The sequence below is a fragment of the Nocardia sp. NPDC050710 genome, assembly GCF_040654375.1.
Taxonomy (GTDB): Bacteria; Actinomycetota; Actinomycetes; order Mycobacteriales; family Mycobacteriaceae; genus Nocardia.
The window spans coordinates 482,445-501,969 of the sequence record NZ_JBFAHV010000001.1 but is presented as its reverse complement, the minus strand read 5'-3'; the positions used below and the strand labels follow the sequence as shown (position 1 = coordinate 501,969).

16 protein-coding genes are annotated in these 19,525 nt (G+C 67.3%); all 16 read right to left on the bottom strand.

Features of this window, described 5'->3' with window-relative positions; genetic code table 11:
• Position 1: 1 nt before the first annotated feature.
• A complete protein-coding gene (locus AB0H61_RS02280) occupies positions 2–1,834 on the bottom strand; it encodes a VgrG-related protein (protein WP_357298164.1) in 1,833 nt (610 codons plus the stop codon).
• A gap of 6 nt (positions 1,835–1,840) precedes the next feature.
• The gene (locus tag AB0H61_RS02275) at positions 1,841–2,590 is read right to left on the bottom strand and encodes a LysM peptidoglycan-binding domain-containing protein (protein WP_357298162.1); all 750 of its coding nucleotides are present in this window, start codon (positions 2,588–2,590) and stop codon (positions 1,841–1,843) included.
• Position 2,591: 1 nt separating this feature from the next.
• Entirely contained in the window at positions 2,592–3,029 is a 438-nt protein-coding gene (locus AB0H61_RS02270; RefSeq protein WP_357298160.1) for a phage tail protein, read from the bottom strand.
• 21 nt (positions 3,030–3,050) lie between these two features.
• Positions 3,051–5,510 carry a hypothetical protein gene (locus tag AB0H61_RS02265; protein ID WP_357298158.1) on the bottom strand — a complete coding sequence of 820 codons (2,460 nt, stop codon included), beginning with the start codon at positions 5,508–5,510 and terminating at the stop codon, positions 3,051–3,053.
• Positions 5,511–5,516: 6 nt separating this feature from the next.
• Entirely contained in the window at positions 5,517–5,672 is a 156-nt protein-coding gene (locus AB0H61_RS02260) for a DUF6760 family protein (protein WP_357298156.1), read from the bottom strand.
• The gene (locus tag AB0H61_RS02255) at positions 5,669–6,112 is read right to left on the bottom strand and encodes a hypothetical protein (protein WP_357298153.1); all 444 of its coding nucleotides are present in this window, start codon (positions 6,110–6,112) and stop codon (positions 5,669–5,671) included. Before AB0H61_RS02255 ends, AB0H61_RS02260 begins: the two co-directional genes overlap by 4 nt.
• Positions 6,113–6,120: 8 nt before the next feature.
• Complete coding sequence (locus AB0H61_RS02250; RefSeq protein WP_040699500.1) at positions 6,121–6,564, bottom strand: phage tail protein; 444 nt, start codon at positions 6,562–6,564, stop codon at positions 6,121–6,123.
• 33 nt (positions 6,565–6,597) lie between these two features.
• The gene (locus tag AB0H61_RS02245; RefSeq protein ID WP_357298150.1) at positions 6,598–8,142 is read right to left on the bottom strand and encodes a phage tail sheath family protein; all 1,545 of its coding nucleotides are present in this window, start codon (positions 8,140–8,142) and stop codon (positions 6,598–6,600) included.
• A 136-nt stretch (positions 8,143–8,278) separates the two neighbouring features.
• On the bottom strand, positions 8,279–11,554 hold the full coding sequence (locus AB0H61_RS02240; protein ID WP_357298148.1) for a hypothetical protein: 3,276 nt from the start codon (positions 11,552–11,554) through the stop codon (positions 8,279–8,281).
• Positions 11,555–11,581: 27 nt separating this feature from the next.
• On the bottom strand, positions 11,582–12,304 hold the full coding sequence (locus tag AB0H61_RS02235; protein ID WP_357298146.1) for a DUF4157 domain-containing protein: 723 nt from the start codon (positions 12,302–12,304) through the stop codon (positions 11,582–11,584).
• A gap of 6 nt (positions 12,305–12,310) precedes the next feature.
• Positions 12,311–14,446, bottom strand: a complete 2,136-nt coding sequence (locus AB0H61_RS02230; RefSeq protein ID WP_357298144.1) for a PASTA domain-containing protein — start codon at positions 14,444–14,446, stop codon at positions 12,311–12,313.
• Positions 14,447–15,023: 577 nt separating this feature from the next.
• Positions 15,024–15,200, bottom strand: coding sequence for a DUF6374 family protein (locus AB0H61_RS02225; protein ID WP_357298141.1), 177 nt, complete (start codon positions 15,198–15,200; stop codon positions 15,024–15,026).
• Between the two features lie 297 nt (positions 15,201–15,497).
• Entirely contained in the window at positions 15,498–17,531 is a 2,034-nt protein-coding gene (locus AB0H61_RS02220; protein ID WP_357298138.1) for an ATP-binding protein, read from the bottom strand.
• Positions 17,528–18,151, bottom strand: a complete 624-nt coding sequence (locus AB0H61_RS02215; protein ID WP_357298136.1) for a DUF4255 domain-containing protein — start codon at positions 18,149–18,151, stop codon at positions 17,528–17,530. Before AB0H61_RS02215 ends, AB0H61_RS02220 begins: the two co-directional genes overlap by 4 nt.
• Before the next feature lie 13 nt (positions 18,152–18,164).
• Complete coding sequence (locus tag AB0H61_RS02210; protein ID WP_357298133.1) at positions 18,165–18,779, bottom strand: LuxR C-terminal-related transcriptional regulator; 615 nt, start codon at positions 18,777–18,779, stop codon at positions 18,165–18,167.
• A 373-nt stretch (positions 18,780–19,152) separates the two neighbouring features.
• The gene (locus tag AB0H61_RS02205) at positions 19,153–19,512 is read right to left on the bottom strand and encodes a hypothetical protein (RefSeq protein WP_357298131.1); all 360 of its coding nucleotides are present in this window, start codon (positions 19,510–19,512) and stop codon (positions 19,153–19,155) included.
• Positions 19,513–19,525: the final 13 nt, after the last annotated feature.

Genomic DNA, 19,525 nt, shown 5'->3' with positions numbered 1-19,525 from the left:
CTCAGTTGATCCGGACCAGCCCGGCGCGCACGGTGGCGGTCGCTCCGGCCGTCAGTTCGGCACTGGCGCTGCCGTTCACCGACACCGTCGTACCCTGGAGCTCGACCCGGCCCGTGCTGCTGACCTTCACCTCGCCCGCACCGCCGTCCACGGTCACGCCTGTCTTGGCTCCCAGCGAAATGCTGTTGCCGGTGAGCTTCAACGCGCCGGTACCCGCGTCGATCGTCACGCCATTGCGCGCCTGGACACTCACCGTTCCGTCGCTGTGCACGGTGATGGTGGTCTGCTTCTGGTCCAGATCGACGGTGAGCTTGTCGTCGCCGGTCGCGATGTGCACGCCGGTATCGCCGTTGGCCTGTTCACGGAATTCCACCCGATGTCCGGTCCGGGAAACGAAGGAGCGACGGTTCACCGCGCCGCTGGTGCGGTCGATGAGATCGCCCGCGCCGGTGGGTGGGGTGTCCACGCCGTTGAACAGCCCGCCGAGCACGTAAGGGCGGCGGAAATCGCCGTGCTCGAAGGCGACGAGTACCTCATCGCCGACCTCGGGCAGGATCAGCGTGCCACGCTCGCGGCCCGCGCCCGGCTGCACGGTGCGCGCCCACACGCTGACGAATCCGTCGGCCAGCCAGGGGAAAGTGACCCGCACCCTGGCCATATTGTTCGGATCATTGTTGTCGCTCACCTGCGCGATCACCACTCCCGCGGCACTCGCGCGCACCGGATTGCCCTGGGCCGCACCACTGATCAGCCCGGCCAGGGTGCGGTCGCGCATACCGCTGACGATGACACTGGTGGTGTAGCCGGTCACCGGGTCGAATATGTGCCGTGACGCGGTCACGGTGTACTTGCCTTCGAAGGGTTTTCCGGTGTTGGCCAGCGCCACCGCGGTGCCCGCGCGCACCTTCGGGTTACCGCGCAGCACCGCCTCGAGTTCGGTGAATCCGCCCGCGACCTGTTCGGCCAGTGCCTTGCACGCACTGTCGACCTCACCTTGGGTCCCGTACGGGATATGCGCGCCGACGAGATTCGGCGCCTTGAACAACTGCGCGAGCTCGGCCGGTTTCGCACCGTTCTCGGCCGAGGCCGTCTTCGCCGGAGCCTCGGCGACGACAGCTTTCTTTCGAGTCACATCCCAGCCGCGAACCTGCACGGCGGGCACCTGATCGGCGGAGGTGACGCAGGCCCGCAGCCGCAACACATTCCGTCCCAATTCGAGCACCAGCGGTTCCTCGGTGGCCTTGGCGTCGCTCTTCGGCGCGGTATCCGCCGCGGTCGGCTTGGCGAAATCCAGTTTGCCGTTGGTGACCGCCACCTCTGCCCCGAGATCGGCGGCCAATTGGCGCAACAGTTCCCAGTCGCTGATATTGCCCTGCGAAATCTGGTCCAGCACCGGGCCGCCCGCGTCGATCCGGCCGACGTCGATGCCCGCCGAGCCCGCGATCCGGCGCGCCACATCGGAGGCGGACATATTCTCGAAGCCGGTGACCCGCCGCCCGCGCTGCAGCCGATGCGATTTGTCCAGGCCGCGCACCGTGGTGAAGGTGCCGGTGCCGTCGAACTCCTTCTCGATCGCGGTGACCTCCGCCGACAGCAGCGGTACCGGTGCGTTGGCTTCGTTCGAGGCGACCGCGAGTTCGATCGGCGCGCCGATCGTGATGTTGGCCTTCTCGAGCACGATATTGTTCGGATCGCGAAAACGCAGCACGAAAAGGTCGGGGGCGCTGCGGTTGTCGTCGACCACACCCTGTGCGAGCAGTGCGGCGACATCGGCGGGCAACGGCGTGCCCGCGACGCGGACCAGCAGATGGTTGGTGAAATCTTGGGCGGGCATATGCGGTTACCCCAGTTCCTCGGCGGCCGGGATGAGTAGTTCGGCGCCCGGACGCAGCCGCATCGGGTCGTCGATATCGTTGGCGAGGGCGACGGCCCGCCAGAGCGCCGGATCGCCGTATTCGCGCCAAGCGATCGACGCCAGGGTGTCCCCGGCGATGACGGTGTGCACCTTGCGCGCGGTCAGGCTGCCGGAGGTCGGATTCTGTTTGGGCTGATCGCCCGCGATCTCCTCGATGGTGACCGTCGCGGTACCTCTGATCGGCAGGCCACCCGCGGTGAACAGGGTGTACTTCACCGCCACCGAACTCACGTAGGCGGTGAATCCGGTCAGTCCGCCCCAGTGGAAGATCACCCACGGCGGGCTGGCCTTCTTCTTGTCATGGCTCTCGTCGGTGGGGATGCAGCAGGCGAACAACCGCTCGACGGTGTCCACCACCTTGGTGTCCTGTTTCTCGCTGGCGTCCAGGAACATCTCCAGGGTGAGTTTGGCCGGATCGGCGCCCTTGAATTCGGGGACGCCGCTCTTCTTGCTGCCCTTCTGCGCATCGCGATTCCATTTGGCGGACTTGGTGACCGAGAGTTCCTTGGGGTTGAACTGGAAGTCGATCTGGCCGCGGCGCGGGCCGGGTTGCAGTGACCCCTTGTCCACCGGCGGGTCCCGCACCTCGAGGAAGGCGTGTTGCAGTTTGGGGCGGCTGGTGCCGGATCCGGCGCCGCCCGCGCTACTGGCGACGAAGGCGATGGGGGCGGGCATCTCAGGCCTTTCCCGGCTCGACGAAGCCGTGGTGGGTGATCTCTATGGTCTCCACCGCGACCTTCGGTGACTCGGCGTTCAGCGACGGACCGGTCCAGCGCACCGGCATCACCCCGAGCAGACCCCATTGCGCGACCACGGTGCCGTCGGCGGTCATCGCCTTGATCTGACCGGTCTTGCCGCGCACACCGGTCGCGACGCTGCCGAACCACGCGGCGACCTTCGCGGTATCCGGGGTGACCGGGCGGCTGAGTTTGATACTGGAGAACTTGATCCGGGTCGGCAGCTGCCAGACGTACCCGTTGTTGCCGCCCTCCTCACGCTGCTCCATCACGACCTCGCAGCCGAGGCCCTCACAACTGTTGAAGGCGCCGAGGCTCATATTGTCGATCGTCACGACGAAGCAGACGCTGACGGCGGGATCGAGATCGGTGGGCATGGTGGGCTCCTCGCTTCGTGATCACAGGGTGAGGTCCAGGCCGGTGCCCGCGCGTTCCCGATCGAGCCGCAGCTCGGCCTTGAGCTTGCGGACGATCGGCTCGTACAGGCGGCCGACGAGCGCGTCGACATCGGTGGGTGAGCTGCCCGTGGCGGGGTTTGCCGGGTGCCCCCCGGTCGCGGCGGTGCTCGTGGAGACGGTCGTCGGCTCCGCGGCCGGGGCGGCCTGCGGCGGGGCGGGCTCGGTTTCACGGGCGACGGTGAGCGTCGGTTCGGTGCGTTCGACGGTGATCTCCGATGAAAAGACCTGGCCCAGTGGTGTGAACGCGGCGGGCGCGTCCCCGGGGTGCGGTGTCGCCGCGGGCGGTGTGGCTCGCTGAACCCGCATCGGTGGCCACGCCGGAGCCGTAATGCCGACGGACGGTTGCCCGATCGGATCGCGGTCGGCGATAAGTGTCGCGGCGGCCGGGTTCGCGAAATCCGCAGTGCCGCCGAATGGTTCGACAGCTCGTTGGGCGACCGGCGGATTCGACGTTGCGGCCGTCAGAACCGATGACGGCCGGGGGAGTGGAAGGGCGGCGACGGCGCTCGGTGCGGATATCGTCCGGTCCGCCGGATACTGCCGCTGCACGACCGAAATGCTGTGCAATGCGTTGCGTTGCAGTGCGGTTGGCGCGGCCATGAGGCCGACCGCGCGGGTGAGCTCGACTGATCCCATGCCGGTGATATTCGGCGGTTCAGTGACCGGGGGTGTCGGCTGCGCTGGATTCGATACCCCGGCAGGTGTGGGTGCGAGCCGGTTCACTGCGATCCCCGGCGTATATGTCGAGGCGAGAGGTGAGTTCGATGCGGTGGTGGCGCGCTGCGCGGTGATCTCGCGGGCGGACGGGGGGCTCGCGGGAGCGGCGAACCGGCGTTGCACCGGGGCGGTGGCGGAGAAGGATGAGGGCGCCGGATTCGGTTGGCCGGTGGAAGCCGGTACCGCGGCGGCGATCGGAACCGAGGTGTCGATCGGCCCGAGAGTCGGCACCGACCGTTCGGATTCGGTGGGAAGCTGTCCCGGCTCGTCGAATTCGACGTCGGACACACGCGCGATCTCTTCGGTGGGGTCGGGGTGACCCGAATCCGTGGGAATCGTGACCGATGGTGCGGAATCGGCGTCCCGGCCCCCGGCTTCTCGGTGTGCGAAGTCGTCGGGATATGCGGCGGTGGGCAGGCTCGGCGCGATCGGGGCGGTGACGACATCGGTGCGCTGGACCACCGGTGCCGGAACAGGTGTCGGGATCTGTGCCGGTGTCGGCGATGTGGGGCGAACGTGGTCTGCCGTGGGGTGCACCATCGGTGCGGGTGACGGTATCGGGATCTGTGCCGGTGTCGGCGATGTGGGGCGAACGTTGTCTGCGGAGCGCTGGATCGCCGGTGCGGGTAACGGTGTCGGGAGCTGTGCTGGTGTCGACGGTGTGGAGCGATCCGCTTCGGCGGTGCGCTGGACCATCGGTGCGGGTATCGGTGTCGGGACCATTGTCGGGAGCTGTGCCGGTATCGACGGTGCCGGGCGAACGGATTCGGCGGTGCGCTGGATGAAAGGCGATGACGCAGTGGGTGATTCGGTGCCGCTGTGATCGGGCAGTGGAGCACCCAATCCATACCTGCGCGGCCGCGTCGGCGTGTCGGCGACCGCGCGCTGGACCGAACCGGGCAGGCCGATGGTCGGCGACGACAGCGTCGGTCGGACAGGTTCCTCGGCGGACGGGGCGGTGGTATGGAATTCGTGGTCGGGCCGAGTATCACTCGGAGCCGATTCCGCCGGTGCCTCGGACGCGGTCGGCGGGATGTCGGCGGGGGATTCGTCGACGATACTGCCCCCGTTCGGGTCCGCATCCGTGATATCCCCTGGATCTGTCGCCCTCTGCGCGGTCGGTGTATCGGTGCCCGGTCCCGGCCGCACGGGTTCGGCAGGGACCGGGATCGGCGACGGGTGCGGTGCCGACGCCTGTGTGGTCTGCATCGTCGGCGCGTGCGCTACCGACGCGGACAGCGGCGGCAGCGCGGGAAAGTGGCGCACTTCCGGTTCGAATACCCGTGCGGCCGAGATCATCTCGGTCGCTGCCGCCTCCTGTCGAGCGACGCTGACCAGCGATACCGATGGGGTGGGGGTGTGCGCTTGTTCGTGCGGCGCATCGCCGCCGGGTGTCTCGTCCCGAAATCGCTGCACCGGTCGGGGATCGCGATCGAGACCGGTGACGACGCCCGACGGCGCCGCGGCGCTCACCGCATGCCCGACCGGGCTATGGAACGACGGATCCCGGTGCGAGACCAACTCCTCGGCGAAGCGTGCGGGCGCGGTGACCAAGGTGGGAGCCGCGACAGCACGCTGGACCGGCGGCATCTCGCGCCAATCCTGAGACCGCGCATGAACGTTCGGCCGTGGCGCGTCGGGTGTGCCGCTGCGCCACGGCAGCAGCCGATTCCACCACCCCATTGCCGATCACCTCCCTCGGGCTCGGGTATTGATGCGGTTGATCTCCTCGGCGAAACGGCGCCGATCCGGATGCTCGAGATCGAGGATTTCGGCCAGCGGCCAATGGAAGTGGTAGGCGACGTACGAGACCTCCTCGAGCAGCGGATCGATCCCGTACGTCACGATTCCCCCACGCGGCTACCCGCGAGGTCGATGGTGAACTCGTGTGCGCACTCCGGGCAGCCGACCCTGGCCCTGCTGTGTCCCTCCGCATTGATCCGCTGATACAGATCCTGCAGAAAGGCCAGGTCGGAGGCGAACAAATCCTCGACGATGCCCGCGTGGATATCGGTGATCGTGCCCAGCCTGGTGATCACCCGCGCGATCAGCACGACCGACAGATAGGCCGGATTCTCCCGCACCCGGTCGTCGCGCAACGGCACCAATTCGTCTCGCGCGGTAGCCAATCGCATGACGCCCGCGCGGTGCACGGTGCCCGACGGGTCGAGGTAGCCGCGGGGCAGGACGAACGGGAACTCCGTCCGCATGCCCTGCTCCGGCGCCTCGACCCGGGTATCGACGGCCGCCGCAACCGCGCCGTTCCGGTCGACGGCACTGTGCACGCGGCGCATTATTCGACCTCGAGGTTCTCGTAGGTGATGACCAGCTTCTCCGTCAGCACGCTGGTATCGCCCGCCTTCAGCGAACCGATTTCGAGCGACTTCGGCCAGGCATTGGTCAACTTGTACCGCTTCATGGCCTGACCCTCGTAGTCGTAGACGATGATCGCGCCACCCTTGCGGGCCGCGCCCATCTTGCCGAATCGGCTGTCCTTGACCCACTTCTCGAAGCTGTTGTCGCCGGTGAGGCCGCGCGTGAGGGTGACCTCACCCGCCTTGTACCGGCCCGGCAGCTTCTTGATGACGTACTTGCCGTCCGCGGTGTTCTGTTTGAGCTCGATCACGTCCTGTTCCAGCTTCAAGCCGGATACTTCCGAAATCTGTTTGATGACAACGCCATCGATTTCCAGCCCGAACGAGTGGCCGACCGACGTGTCGAGGTCTGGGAGCGCCATGATGTCCTACTTTCTGTGGGTGGCGGGCGGACGTCATTCGTTGACGAGGCTGGTGCCGCCGGAGATCTGGGCCAGCCGGAAGACCACGAATTCGGCGGGTTTGACCGGTGCGACACCGATTTCGCACACCACCTGGCCCGCATCGATGCCCTCGGCCGGATTCGTCTCGCGGTCGCATTTGACGTAGAACGCCTCGTCGGGGGTCAGGCCGAACAGCGCACCCTTACGCCACTCGTTCACCAGGAAGGCGCTGATGGTGCGCCGGATCCGGGCCCACAGCGCATCGTCGTTGGGCTCGAACACCACCCACTGGGTGCCGTTGAGAATCGACTCCTCCAGATAGTTGAAGAGTCGGCGCACGTTCAGGTACCGCCAGGCCGGATCCGAGGACAGGGTACGCGCACCCCAGACCCGGATACCGCGCCCCGGGAAGGAACGAATGCAGTTGACGCCCACGGGATTCAGCAGATCGTGTTCCGGCTTGGTCAGCTGCACCCCGAGGGTCAGCGCACCACGGACCACCTCGTTGGCAGGTGCCTTGTGCACACCCCGTGACTCGTCGTTGCGCGCCCAGATCCCGGCGATGTGACCGCTGGGCGGGACGAAGCGGCCGGCGCCGACGGACGGGTCGAAAACCTTGATCCACGGGTAGTACAGGGCCGCGTATTTCGAGTCGTACCCCGCCTTTTCGAGCCGCCACTCCTTGACCTGCTGCGGGCTGAGTCCCGGCGGCGAATCCAGAATCGCCACCCGGTTACCCATCAGCTCGCAGTGCGTGATCATCGCCGACTGCACCGCTTGCACCGACTCCAGATCGATCGCGCCGCGCTCATAGGCGCTCATCAGATCCGGCACCACGACCATGGTGACCTCTTCGATCGCCTCCAGACCCGAGAAGCCGGTCCGATCGGCGACATCGCCCACATAGTCGTCACTGCTGACCCGGTCCGGGGTCGGCTTCGGTTTGGGCGGAAGCACCAGGGTGACACTGCCGAACTCCGGCCGGACCGGGGCGCCGCCGGAGGTCAGGTCGTCGATAGTGATGATCTTCGACTGCGCGCGCACCGCCGTGACCACATTGTCCCGACCGCGTTTCACGGTGACCGGGCCGATGGTCTCTTCGACCTTGGAGCCGCGTTTGACCAGGACCCGGAACTGATCCTCGGGCACCGGGTCGCCCTCCGCGGCGGCGATCTCGACGCTGATCTCCGGTTTGCTGTCGCCCGGCTCCAGCGCGGCCACCCGATAGCTACCGAGCATCGCCTGCCGGACCCCGGTCAGCACATCCGTCGGGCCCTTGCCGTTCCCGCTGCCGTCGACGCCGACCCGGATCACGAAGCAGGCCCCGCCGCCATTGGCGAAATACCCGTAGACCGCGTGCGCCAGATAGCTGCCCTCGACGAAATCGCCGAACTGCTGGCTGTACTGGCTCCAATTGGTGATGAGGACCGGCTCGTCGAACGGCCCGCATTCGGCGAACCCGACAAAGGCCGCAACCGCCGTACCGACGCCCTCGATCGGTCGTGAACCGGCCTCCACCTCCTCGACATATACGCCAGGCGACAGATAGGTGGGCATTGCGCCTCCTCTCTCGGGGGTGAACTGTTCCCTCAAGGGTGATCCGAATGCGGGTTTCGCAGTACGGCCGATGGGATGTGCATTCGGGAAACGCGGTTTGCCCCTTCGTGCAAGCGCCATACCCGAGCCGGAACTGCTAGGTCGACTGCAGTTCCTGCTCTTGCTGGGGCTCGACACCCGGTCCCGTCACATTCCATCCCGCGGCTTGGAGCAATGGCACACCGCTGGCCCCGGGATAGGGATCGCTGAACCGGAGCACAAGTGCTGCGCGGTTGGCATAGACCAGAACCGAGTTGAGGTCTACCGCACAGGCTCGGCAGGGACTCCAATCGAACATCTGGATGTCGATCCTGGTAGTGCGACGGAGCAACTGCTGGTTCTCGGGTTTACGCGCCCACTGGGTGAACTGCGGTTCAGCATGGCTCGCGTTGCTGACGAGCCCGGGATCGATCTCACCGGTGTTCCAGGTAACGACCTCGACCTTGTCTGATCCCGGTTCGGTGGGGATCAAGTAGCCCCCGGACTTCCCGCGGGCCTTGGCACGTTTGCCCTCTGTCGTTGTCATGGGTAGTGGTACTGGTTCTCCCGGCCGGGGTTGCGGCGTTACGCCCCCGAGGGGTGGGCCAGTGACAGTCAAAGTGACGATCATGCGGACGGTACGACGCGGCGGTGTCAGCGCCAGGAGGACTTCGGGCGGACTCGCCACGGCAACCACGGGATAAGCGCCGTTCTTATCCTTGGCCCCCAGCTTCAGGCTCTGTAGTCCCTGCGGTCGCAGCTCCGCCAGAATCGTGTCGAGAGTGGTGTCGATGTCCTTGCGTTTGTGCGGGGAGGCGAGTGCGGCTTTCGCTTTCGTCTTCGCGGCTTCCTTCACTCCGGTGGACTTCGGGGTGTCGGTCGTCTTGTCCTTCCGAGTGAATTTGGCGAGGAACTTCTTCCCGTACTTCACCGCGACACCGATGAGTTTGTCCACGACCGCGCCGACCGGCTTCTGTACCGTCTCCAGGATCTTCTTGATCTTGTCGGCGATGCCGCCGAGACCGAGCAGGCTGGCCAGCCCGCTGATCAGCATGGGAATGGTCTTCGCCATGGTGTTTTCGATCAGCTCGGCGACCTTGCCGACGCCGCCGCCGGCGATGGATTCCACCGAGTCGAGGACCGAGTCGACGAATTCCTTCAGGCGCTGCGCGTTGTCGACGAACCACATGACCGCGTCGTAGATCATCTTGCAGGCCTTGATGAATGCGGCCGCGGGGTTGAGCAGCGAGATGAGCCAGGTGATACCGGCGGTAATGACCTTGGTGATCACGAAGTCGCGGATCTGGCCCATCACTTGCTCTTTGAGATCGGTGATCTTCTCGGCGATCCACTTCCAGAGGCCGGGAATGCCTTCGGTGATGATCACTTTCACGAAGTCGACCGCACCTTCGATCTTCCGCATGGCGGGTTCGCCGACGACCTTCACTATCCGGGCGCGAATCGAGTTCCAGGTCAGCCCGAGCAGCGACAGCAGCAGCGAGATGATGCCCTTCAGGTCGAACTTCTCCGGAATCTCGATCCCGGCCTCGGCGAGTGCACCGAACAGCCAGCCCTGCAAACCTTTCTTCAGGTGCGTCACGATATTCGACATGAAGTTGGAGATGCCGGTCTTCACCGCGTTGACGAACTTCTCCAGGAACCCGATCGGATCCTTGATGATCTTCTCGACCGCGTTCGCGGCGCGCGCCAGCACGCCGAGCAGCATGTCCTTCAGCTTGATAATGGTGTCGATCGCGCCGCCGACCGCATCGGCGGCCTTGCCCACCAGGCCCTTGTTCTCGTCCTGGAGTTTCTTGATCTCCTCGTCGACCGCGTTGCGCGCCTCGGTGTACCGGGTCGCGAGGTCATCGACGAGACTCTGCTGCTTCTCGTCGACGGATTTCTCCAATTCGTCGAACTGCGAACCTATTTCGCCTGCCGCCTGGCCCGCGAGCTGCTGGAGATTCGCGGGCTGTTCGGCGACGTATTTCTGCACCTGGGCGCGGCCCTGCGCGATGCGGTCCTTGGCCCGGGCGAGCTCGGTGCCGACGGTGTCGGCGATATCGCTGATGACCGCGGTCATCTTGGTTTCGTAGAGCTTCTTGGATTCGAGGAACAGGTTGTTGGCCTCGGCGGGCATATCGAGGAGTAGATCCTTCACCCACAGCGTCGGCCCGAGCGGTCCGCCGTAGCGGCGCAGCTTGTACTGCCACATCCGCTCCTTGTGGTCGGCGGTGAACGCCTCTTTGGCGTTTCGCTCGCCGTCCTCGAATTTCTTGGCCACCAGACCGTCCAGATCACCGAGGATCTTCTCCACATCGGTTTTGGTGGTGTCGAAGATCTTCTTGATCTCCCCGGTGATGCGCGCGCGTTCGGCCTCGTCCTTGGCTTTGGTGGCGTCCTTACCCGCGCCCGCGGCCCGGAGCGACGCCGCCTTGGACGCACCCATTGTGGTCAGCCCGGCCGTCGCGGTGGCACCGGCCTGATCCTTTGCCGCGGAGAGGGTTTGGGCTTCCTGCTGCCGGAAGGCGGCCGGTGCGGCCGCATCGTGGGCCTGTGCCTCCTTCTTGGCGGCCAGCGCGCCGGTGAATTCGGGTTCGTTCGACTTGGCGAGTTGTTCGTCGGTGACCCCGGCCTCGGCCATTTTGGCGTTGGTCTCGCAACTGCCCGCGCCGAGCCGGACCTGTTCCGCGGGTGCGGCTTTCGGGGCGGCTGCCGCCGGATCCGGGGCGGCCGGCTTGCGCGGCTCGGGTGACGGGGGCATCGGCGTCACCGGTTTGTCCTTGGCGACAGCGGTATCCGGCGTCGCCTTCGCGGTGTCGGCGACATCCTTGGCCGAGGCTTCTTTACCCGCGGTGACCTTGCCCAGCACCTCGTTCTTGACCTGATCGGCCTTGCCCGAGGTCGCGAATTTATCGGCCTCGTCGAGATTCTTGGGCGCCTTGGCCGCGATCGCGGCATTGACCGCGGCAATGAATCCGGCCTTATCGAATCCGGCGGGCTTCGCGGCGGCCATGGTGGCGGTGTGCGCGGCCTTGGCCTGCGCCTCCTTATCGTCGGCGGGCGCGACGGCCGCCTGCTGGGCGGCCTCGATCTCCTTAGCGGGGGTCGGATGTGCCTTCGCCGCAGCCGATTCCGCCGCGACCTTATCGGTCGCGGCCGCGAACGCCGGATCCTGCTGCGGCGTCATCGGCGTGGGTGCGACAGTCTGCGGTGGACAGGCAGACGCACCCGCGCCCTCGCTCAACCGCTGCGCGACCAGCGCGGCCACCGCCCCATTGCCCGCGGTCGCCTGCAACCGCTGCATCGCGTTCGCGGTACCGGCCACCCGAACCGGCCCCACGGAATTCTGCGGGATCCGCGTGGCTTTCGACGGTTGGGCGTGCTCGGGCATGGCTTGCTCCGGTTCGGGTCGTCGGACCTAAGCGGTCTCCTCTTCTTCTTCGCTCTCCGCACGCTGCACATAGGTCTGTGCCGTCGGTTCTTCCTCTTGCTCTTCGGCCGCCTCGATGCGCTGCGCCTCCACCGCGTCGTCGGCGCAGCGCTGGACTGCGGGCGCGGCCGAAACCTGCTGCGGGGCAGCGGACATGACGCGGTCGGCATTGGCGACCGCTTCGCGCTCGAACCGGTCCGACGGATCGCTCACCTTCACCCCGCCACCGGCGTCGGTACCGTCCACCGGTCCATTGCGCTGCTGCACCACATGCGTGAGTTCGTGGGCGAGCGTATGCCGACCGGCGTCGGAGCCAGGATCGTACTTATCGCGCTGGAACACGATATTGGATCCGACGGTATAGGCGTGCGCGTTCACCGATTTCGCCGATTGATGGGCGCGGTCGTCGGTGTGCACACGCACATCCCCGAAGTCCTGACCGAATCGGGATTCCATATCGGTACGAACCTCGGGATCGAGCGCGGCGCCCGAACCGGATCCGATGACCTCGTGCACCGGCGACTGCTCTTCGAACAACGTCGTGGTGCCCGCATTTCCGGCCGCGCGCTGTAAACCGAGCAGGCCGCTCGGCGAGGTCGCTTCCAGCCGTCCGGACAGTGCGGCGCGCATCTGCGCCGCGCCCGGATCCTCGACGCGACTCGACTTGGGCCGCACCGATTCCTCGGCGCTCTCGTGGTCATGTGCTCGCATGATTCCTCACTTGGCGTGTCGATCCTTGTCGGCGGCGTTATCGGCCGCGGCGTCACTGCGGGATTGCGGGGTGACGCAGACGTGGTCGTCCTTGACCGCCTCCCGCCACACATAGCCCTGGATGCAGGTGTCGGGCCCGTAGGTGTGGTCGGTGGTGCTGATCCGGGACGGTCCCTGGGTGTTCTCGGTCTTGGCGCGGTCCGCCCTCGCCTGGGTGACGCAGACGTGGTCCGTCGGAGTGGCCAGCCGGAAGACGAAACCCGGCTTACAGGGTGGGCCCTGGGAGATCATCAGGGTGATCTCGGTATCCTTCGGGGCCTTGGCCTTCGCGGCGGGCGTCGTCGATATGACGGCCCCATCGGCGATCTTGGTGTCGGGCTGTTCGACCACCTTCGTCTTGAACCCGAGCGCGGTGAGCGCGGCGATCGCCTCGGCCTTCGGCTTCTTCGTCACATCGGGCACCTCGATCGGCGGCGGCCCGGTGGAGACGGTCACCTTGACCGCGGATCCCTTGTCCACCTTCGTCTTCGCGGCCGGATCGGTGGAGATCACCTTGCCCGTCGCGATGGTGCCGTGGGACTGCTCGACCACTTCCACGGTCAAACCGGCGGCCGTAATTTTGTCGGTGGCTTCGGCTTTCGACTTTCCGGCGACGTCGGGCACCTCGACCTGCGCGGCACCGCCTTTGTCGCCGCCTCCTCCCCCGCCCCCGCCGCCGTTTTCGCCCCCGCCCCCGCCCGCGACCGGCGGCGTCGTCGGCGTGGTGGTGGGCGCGGGCCCGGTCGAGATCGCGAGGACCACTTCGCTGCCGCGTTCCTTTTTCTCCCCGGCCGCGGGGTTACTGGAGATCACCATGCCTTTGGCGATGGCCGGATTCTGCGCCTCGAAGGTCCGAACCGTGAATTCGGCCGCCTCCAGCGCGACCTGGGCATCGGCCAATTTCAGGCCCTCCACATTCGGCACCTCGACCAGGCATTCGCCGCCCTCGCACGGCCCGAGCGAGATGAACAGCTGCACCGGCTCACCGTCTTTCAACTCGGTGCCACCCGCCGGTTTGGTTTCGATGACCTGACCGACCGGCACATTCGGGTCGGCACGCTGCACCACGACCGGCCGATAGCCCGCGTTCTGCAAGGTCTGCTCGGCTACGAGCTGGATCATGCCGCTGGTGCCCGGCACCGTGTCCTTATGTTTCGGCAGCAGCGCGATCACCGCGAGCGTCAACGCGAGCATGACCGCCACGGCGGTCGGAATCCACCAGGGCAGCACCGGAACTTGGTTCCGCACGCCGTTCAAGCCGATCGGCGGCGCACCATCGGCCGGGTTGGCCTGCGCGGTGAACGCATGGGATTCGGTGCGGCCGAACCACTTACGGGCGCCACCGACCAGCACCGGCGTTTCCACGCTCGCGCCGGGGGCCAGGGTGGTGACAGCCTGCGGCGGTTCGAAGGTGAGGGCGCCCGCCCGGTCGGCGAGCACGATCTGCACGCCGAGCGGCACATTGCCGAGATTGGTGGTCACCACGGTATGCCGCGCCGGCTTACGCCCGCGACTGGCCTCCGGTTGCAGCGCCGCCTTCAACTCGGTGAACGCGCCCACCGTCAGCGTGCCCGACACCCGGTCCTCCACCCGGGCATTCACCCGAGACCGGGCTCCGAGCACGAATGGCGCGCGCCCGGCCCGCACCTGGGCATCGCGGGGCGGTGCGAACCGGACGACGGCGGTGGCTTGCGTATCGGGAAAGACGCGCAGCACGGCGGGTTCCAGATGCGCGTACGGGCGCAGCGGCCCGGCCACGCCGAGTTCGAACTCCTCCACCCGGGTACCGGTGTTGTGCACGGTCACCGTCGCGACCACGGCCGCGCCGGGATCGACGGACAACTCGGTGGGCTCCATCGTCACCCGGACCCCGAACCGCTGCCCGGGCGCCGGACCCGGGCCCGGACCCGGTGGTCCGCTCGGATGTTTGGGCGGGCCGGGACGCACTCCCGCGCTCGCGGTCGGCGGCACATTCGCCGTCGGCGGCCGACTCGGATCCGCCATCGCCGTGGTTGCCCAGCCCAGGTACGTGCGGCACTGCGGATTCACGCAGAACTCGGCGTTCTCCGCGTTGGGCTGACCACAATTCGAGCATTCGCGCACGGCCGATCTCCTTCCGTCACGTGATTCGAGTATGGGTGGCCGCGGCGGCGCGGACAGTCGACCCGCGTGACAACGCGAGGGCATCGGTTATTGCCCTATCGGGCAATAGCGCTACCGGAGTGCCTCGTGATGGGGACCAACTTCGGTTCCCCATCCGGTCGGGATGCCGATCCGGCGGGCTTTGCCGACAGGAAACTCGGTGCACGCGAGGTGTTTTCGGCCGTGCATCGAGGTCGATGCCGCCTTGGCCGGATAGCGCCTGCGCCATGGCTGGACACCGGCTCAACGTCGGTCAGCTTCTCGGGGGCTGACCGGGGCGTTCGGGGTCGGCTGGCATCACGTGGGCAGTCACACAGCGAATCTCGCCGGATTGCGGCAGTAACTGCTTTTATGGTCGGTTCCGATCGTGGCGGCGGCCGGACTCGAACCGGCGACCCTCGGCATATGAAGCCGCTGCGCTACGCCGCGTCGGGGCATGAAAAAACCGCCCTGATCGGTTCCCCGGCACGGGTCGTCAGTAGCGGTTTCGAGTGCCACTGCACAGCAAAGGGCCGATTTGCTGTGCAATCCAGCACGTCTATCTGCGATGTTGTGTCTCCTCGACGTAGATCCGTAGTCCTTCGGAGAGCTTCCCTGCTGCGTGCTCGAGCTCGTCCGGCATGAGTGTCCTGCCGGATGCTGCCGCGTCGGTCAGCTGTCGGCGCACGTCATCGATATACATATAGGCCCAATCAAGGCGGGACAGCTGAGGCATGGCGCGACGATACCTTCCGTCGAACACAGTTGCGATAACAGTTTGGTTGCTAGATGTCCCACTCGACGCGGTGGTCGGTGGGACCGGGCCGAGGCTATGCCTGCCACGCTGGGTCTCGTCGACCTGCACCGAGGGTCGCCGACCGGCTGCCCGTCGCCAGCGAGCTGTTCCCCAGCGCCCTCGCGCTCGAGCGCGGCGACGGCCAGACGGCGCATTGCCTCGACCTGGCGCATTGTGCGCGCCGGGTCGGCGCTATGGGGGCACCGCCACCTGGTCGTCGGCGAGGCGTGCGCCGCGCTATCGCAGGGCCTCGTGATAGCGGCCGAATTCCGTTGCCAGGGTCAGTCTTCCGAGTTTGCGGTACTCGCGGTGCACACCCGCGACGAGATCGGCGGTGCCCAGTTGACGCCCGGCGCCCGCGGCCAGGTAGGCGGCGGTGACGACGGCGGAACGGATATTGCCGCCGGACAATTCGAAGGAGCGGGCGAGGAAATCGAGGTCGAGATCCGCGGCCCGTGGGATCCGGGTTCCCACGCATCGCTCCCACAGGCTGCGCCGGGCACTCTCGTCGGGCAGGGCGTAGTTCACCACCACATCCAGCCGCCGGGTGAACGCGTCGTCGAGATTCGCCCGCAGATTGGTCGCGAGAATGGCGAGGCCGTCGAAGGATTCCATACGTTGCAGCAGATAGGCGCTCTCGATATTCGCGTAGCGGTCATGGGAATCGCGCACCTCGGTGCGGCGGCCGAACAGCGCGTCGGCCTCGTCGAACAGCAGAACGGCGTTCACACCCGCCGCCGCGACGAAGATCCGCTCCAGATTCTTCTCGGTCTCACCGATGTACTTGTCCACCACGGTCGCCAGGTTCACGGTGTAGAGGTCCAGGCCCAGATCTGCCGCGATCACCTCGGCCGACATGGTCTTACCGGTGCCGGAGTCGCCCGCGAACAGCGCCGTGACGCCGCGTCCGCGTCCGCCGCCCGGTCGCATCCGCCATTCGTCGAGCACCCGGGCGCGGTGCCGGGCGCGCAACGCCACCTCATGCAACTGGTCGAGGACGGGCGTCGGCAGCACCAGGTCCGGCCAGCCGACACCGGGTTCGATGCGGCGCGCCAAATGTTCCAGGCCCGCACTGTTCTGCGCGCGGGCGCCGCGGCGCAGATCCGCCGCCGATACCGGCCGCCCGGCCAATTCGGCATGCGTTGCCGCGGCATCGGCGGCCCGCGCGACCTGCTCGGGGGTCAGTACGAATTGCATGGTGGCGGCCGCGGCGTCGAGCCCGTCCGGTAACCGATCGGCGAGCGCGGTGCGCCACATCCGGGTGCGATCCGCGGCATTCGGCGGATCGATATCGAATGGAATCGGTTGCCTGATCGCCCAGGCCGGATCCCAGGCCGCCGTGCCGACCAGCACGACGGCGGTCGGCTCGTCGGCGATCGCGCGGATGGCTTCGGGTCGTTCGGCGAGTGCGTCCACACCGGCCGCGATCAGGACCGCACCGGTCAATCGCGCCTCCAGTACGGCCGCCGTCATCAGATCGGAATGTCCTGCGACGCAATGCATATCAATGATCAGTACGACGCGGCCGTGCTCCCGGGCCGCCGCAACCGCGGCCGCCACCCCACCTCCGCCGGGATGTTCGCGCAGATAGACCAGTGGTGCCGGGCTGCGCAGGGCCGCGACGAGCCGCGGGTCGGTGGTGTCGGGGCACGGCGGCGACGGTGCGATGGCCCGGCGCAATGCGGGCTGCGGCGTGTCATCGCCGAGCAGATAGGCGACGACGCGATCCGGCACCCGCAGCGGCCGCGACAGCAGCGGCCGATCCGGATCGTCGACGACCACGAGACCGCCGCGCACCAGCGCGCCCTCGGCGATGAATCGAGCCCGGCCCGCAGCCGTCGCGGCCGGGACGCCGCACAGCGAAAGTGCCAGGCCCACCGTCGCTCTGCGCTGGGTCACATCGTCGTTCAAATATCCGTACAGCCATTCGAAGCGGGCATCGATATCCGGAATGATTGCGACGAGCAGGATTTCGACATCCAGCTCGTCCAGCCCGAAGGCCTCGGAGACCCGCAGCAATCGCATCGACGCGCCATCGGCACGTGCAACAGCGTCGGCCGCGGCGACCAACTCCAGTTCCGGCTGGTCCGGACCCACCGGCTCGTGCGTGGCCTGCAACAACCGGTCGACCGCGTCCTCGGAGAGATACAGTCCGCGAAAGGGGTCCTCGGGCTGAGGATCTCCCACCCGGCGCTGTGCCACCGCACGGCGCACCCTGGCCTCTACGATCGCCGCGCGGGCCAGCAGATACCGCAGGCTCGCCGTCGTCACATCTGCTCCGTCCGTCGGTTGCGCCGCGGCGCGTCCACCATATCGCCCGCATGATCCTGCAGACCGACGGCGACGCCCTCGGTCGCGGGCGGACCGGCGGGCAGTCGCCGCCCGCCGTCCGCGGGGGCGATGACAACCAGATCCAGCGAGGGTTTCAACTCCCCGCCGAGTGCCGACCACACATCGGCGAACGACCGATCCTCCGGCGGCGGCAACGCGATATTCAAGGCAACCGGCAACCCGATCTCCGCGAGCGTTCCGGTGAGTGACGCGCCGGGGATGGTGTCGTGGCGTAGGAAGCACCACAGCAGCGAGGACAGCAGTCGATGCTCGTCCTCCGGTCGCTGGGTCCACGCGGTGATCAGGTAGGAGAGTTTGAAGTACCGGGGACCCTGGTGCCGGTTCACCACGACGCCGCGGTCGTCGTATTCGTTGATCAGGCCACGGTGCCGCCTGCGCAGATCCTCACGGATGTCGTAGAGAAACATGTTGACCGTGGGGGAGTTCCGGCGCGCCGCCCACTCCTTGGTCGGCGCGTCGAATACCACGTCGACCTCGGCGCGGTCGACGGCGTCGGCCCCCACCAGCGCCCGCAGCGCCTCGTCCACCTCGACGAACATCTCGCCACCCGCCCTAGATCAGACCCTGACGCAGCGCGTAGGCGACCGCGTGCGAGCGGTTGCGCAGTTGCAACCGCGTGGTGATGTCGTGCAATGCGTTCTTGATGGTGCGCTGCGAATAGCACAGCTTCGCGGCGATTTCGGCCGTATCGTCGCCCTCGGCGACCAGCCGCAGAATTTCGATCTCCCGGTGTGTGAGCCCGGTGAGGCTCAGTCCGCGCGGATGCAACACTTGTCGCTGCAGCCGCCCTACCTGATCGAGCAGCCTGCCGAGCAGATCCGGCGGCACGGTGCCCTCACCGCGGGCGGCGGCGCACGCGGCGCGTGCCAACCGCTCGGCCGAGGCGTCCTGCCTGCGCACCAGGCCCGCGATCCCGGCCTCGACCGCCGCGGCCAATCCCTGCTCGTCGAAATCGGCCGCGACGAGTACCGGGCGACAGCTGCCGCGCTGCAACCGGCGCAGCGTCTGCAAGGTGGCCTCGTCGACCACATCGGCGACGACGAGCGCGACAGCGGCGCGTGCGGGATCGTCGGCGACGAGCACCTCCGTTCGGGACCGCAGCTGAGCGATCATGCCCGCGCGCGAAATCGGGTCGCGCGCCTCGACATAAACCGGGATTCTCTCCATCCTGCACCTCGCGGGAAACCGGGGCGCCGGGCCTTTCCGGCGCGTCGATTCCGAGCATGCCCGGCCCGCTCACCGTGCACTAAACAGGTACTAAACGCGCAGGTAGCTGCCCATTCGGGCAGGGTCTGCCGGGCAACGCCGCAGGTTGGAGCCGGTGGCTGCCCGGCGAGCGCCGCGCGGTCGGGCGCGGCGGGTCCATCGGGGCAGATGCGGTGCGAGCGAGTCGGCGCAACCCTGGGTATCCGCCCGTATTCGATCACTCTGGGGAATACCGCATGGGACCGATTCGACGCCACCGAGGGCCGCAACGCCCACCCATACCGACGCTGCTGCTCACTGCGGCGGTCGCGGCGGTCGTCTTCCTGTGCATGGTTCATCCCGCGCTGCTGATCCGCGGGGGCGGATACGCCGACGCCGCGCCGATCAGCACTCCGCTGGAACCGGGTCCGATGACCCAGCCGACCAAAACCGCGGAGCTGCCCCCTGTCCCGTCCACGACCGCCGCGGGTGTCACCCCGCAACCTACCGCCACGACTATCCGCCCCACGACGACGACACCCGCGGGCGCCGACACGACCACGCCTACGGGTTCGCCGACAGCGTCCAAACCGACCACAACCGCTCCCACGACCACAACCGCTCCCACGACCACCACCGCGCCCACGACCACCACCACCACCACGACTACGACCACCACCGCCGAGTTCTGCGCGAGCAACGGCGGAACAGCCACCGCGACAACACCG

Coding starts and splice junctions, on each gene's coding strand:
- AB0H61_RS02250 (WP_040699500.1), bottom strand. CDS start 6,564: ATGGCGCTCCCAGACCTCGACACGTCGGTCGGCCACTCGTTCGGGCTG.
- AB0H61_RS02275 (WP_357298162.1), bottom strand. CDS start 2,590: ATGCCCGCCCCCATCGCCTTCGTCGCCAGTAGCGCGGGCGGCGCCGGA.
- AB0H61_RS02215 (WP_357298136.1), bottom strand. CDS start 18,151: ATGTTCGTCGAGGTGGACGAGGCGCTGCGGGCGCTGGTGGGGGCCGAC.
- AB0H61_RS02210 (WP_357298133.1), bottom strand. CDS start 18,779: ATGGAGAGAATCCCGGTTTATGTCGAGGCGCGCGACCCGATTTCGCGC.
- AB0H61_RS02235 (WP_357298146.1), bottom strand. CDS start 12,304: ATGCGAGCACATGACCACGAGAGCGCCGAGGAATCGGTGCGGCCCAAG.
- AB0H61_RS02245 (WP_357298150.1), bottom strand. CDS start 8,142: ATGCCCACCTATCTGTCGCCTGGCGTATATGTCGAGGAGGTGGAGGCC.
- AB0H61_RS02225 (WP_357298141.1), bottom strand. CDS start 15,200: ATGCCTCAGCTGTCCCGCCTTGATTGGGCCTATATGTATATCGATGAC.
- AB0H61_RS02280 (WP_357298164.1), bottom strand. CDS start 1,834: ATGCCCGCCCAAGATTTCACCAACCATCTGCTGGTCCGCGTCGCGGGC.
- AB0H61_RS02240 (WP_357298148.1), bottom strand. CDS start 11,554: ATGCCCGAGCACGCCCAACCGTCGAAAGCCACGCGGATCCCGCAGAAT.
- AB0H61_RS02270 (WP_357298160.1), bottom strand. CDS start 3,029: ATGCCCACCGATCTCGATCCCGCCGTCAGCGTCTGCTTCGTCGTGACG.
- AB0H61_RS02265 (WP_357298158.1), bottom strand. CDS start 5,510: ATGGGGTGGTGGAATCGGCTGCTGCCGTGGCGCAGCGGCACACCCGAC.